Source organism: Secundilactobacillus paracollinoides DSM 15502 = JCM 11969, assembly GCF_001311135.1.
GTDB classification, from domain to species: Bacteria; Bacillota; Bacilli; order Lactobacillales; family Lactobacillaceae; genus Secundilactobacillus; species Secundilactobacillus paracollinoides.
In genome coordinates this window covers 1-1,650 of the sequence record NZ_BBAG01000142.1, presented here as the reverse complement: position 1 = coordinate 1,650, position 1,650 = coordinate 1, and the positions used below count along the sequence as shown (strand labels likewise).

Annotated in this window: 2 protein-coding genes and 2 pseudogenes; all 4 read right to left on the bottom strand. The window is 38.4% G+C overall.

What is annotated here, in order from left to right; translation table 11 throughout:
• Positions 1-159 precede the first annotated feature (159 nt).
• Positions 160-282, bottom strand: a pseudogene (locus JCM11969_RS17430) (zeta toxin family protein); the annotation flags it as partial.
• Between the two features lie 3 nt (positions 283-285).
• On the bottom strand, positions 286-471 hold the full coding sequence (locus JCM11969_RS16625) for a hypothetical protein (protein ID WP_054713000.1): 186 nt from the start codon (positions 469-471) through the stop codon (positions 286-288).
• Between the two features lie 46 nt (positions 472-517).
• Positions 518-799, bottom strand: coding sequence for a type II toxin-antitoxin system RelB/DinJ family antitoxin (locus tag JCM11969_RS16620; protein ID WP_054712998.1), 282 nt, complete (start codon positions 797-799; stop codon positions 518-520).
• Positions 800-1,202: 403 nt separating this feature from the next.
• A pseudogene (locus tag JCM11969_RS16615) lies at positions 1,203-1,650 on the bottom strand (replication initiator protein A); the annotation flags it as partial.

Here is a 1,650-nt window from a genome sequence, read left to right as displayed (position 1 = left end):
CCCGCAAAGCCCGTTCTCGCCGATTAATTCAAAAAGGGGCTTTATTAGAAAAGTACTTCCAAGCTAATAACCTCTCGGTCGAACAAACCGAAGAACTTTTAAAAATATTTGCTGACTATGTTAACGCCCATAAACCGGATAAATTAAAAAACGATCAACCTAATAACTAGGCCGATCGTTTTTATTTTCAGGATTGTTTTTTGGCTTTACTTCTGGGTTTTGATCTGCAAAATTTTGTAACTGCTTTTGCACCTTTTCTGGATAAGTAATATTGGGGTTTATCTATCAACGGACAAAGTCCTTTCGCTTAATAAACTCATCTTGCCTTTTATCTAAAAAGTAGGTATATAAAGCGTCATATACTTTGCGCTTTTCTGGATCTGGCTCATGTAATGACTTATCAAGTAAATCTTTTAAATCAGTTTCTTTTGCAATTTCAAAAAAGTCATTAATTGTGATTGTATCTTTCATGTTCATCACACTTCCAAGTTATTAATTTATTTAATCTGATAAGCCATTAGTCCTCATCTGGATCATTGAGCCAATCAGCGACTTTTTTAGCATCTTTGAACTCTGTTACTGGTGTCTCTTTGGTAGCCTTTAAAAGGCTTAAATTAGCTCTTTCGGCTTCGCTCAGGGCTGGTTTAAACGGTAATGCTGCGTCAGCTACGATCCGCTTATAAAACATATTGATCGCGGTAGTTGGGTTTAGACCTAACTGGCTTAAAACGGCTTCGGTATTATCTGCCAATTCTTTGTCAATCTGGACTTGTACGCGTTTCTTTTCCTTAACTGCCATGATTTTCTCGCCCCCCTTTATTACTACTCACATTATACTAATCTTTGAGTACCATCTCAATTAGCCTGCTTCTTTAAAAGTTGTGAATTTAAGTTTGCTGTCCTTTCCGCAATGGCACTTATACAACGTTCCTAAAGTGCCCGTAAGCGCATTTTAAAACTCGTTTAATATAATTATGCTCTATCTGTTTAAAACCGCTTAAACGGCCTTATATAGCTTTTTAGTTTTAAGCACGCTCATCGTTAGGGTGTTTGGCCGCATATTCTCTAGCCGCTTGTTTATTCCACCAAGCGCCAATTCAGCCACTCAAGGTGTCTATTTTTGCTTCTAAGCGATTTTAAAGCGGTTTTAATATAATTATGCATGTAACACTTAAAACGGCTTAAATGAACTTATACGGCGTTCAATTCCAAGAACGCTCATTGTCAGTGTTCTGTTCTTCGGGGTGTTTGGCCGCATATTCTCTAGCCGCTTGTTTATTCCACCAAACACCAAATAAGTTTTGCATTGTGCCATACAAGTAGTTCTCCACGTTTTTAATGTGCTTTTCATTGCTTCTTAGGGCGTTAAAGTAGCGTCTCAAGGCTTTAGTCATCAAAGGTTTAAGTTCTTCATCGTCCAGTGGGATTAGAACCCCAATATCTTTGTGATCTTTCTCAACTCGGTACTTAGCATTTAAGATAATGCCAATGAAGCGCCGCATTTGTTGTGGGGTACGGCACCAAAAACTAAGTAGTTGCACAGCTTCGGGTTCTAAGAAAACCGGGAAGCCACTGTCTTCATCAGTTAAGAAGTCATTAGCATGGGTCACCAAATCTCGGTTTTGGGTTTCTAGTTCTGCTGATGAAAAA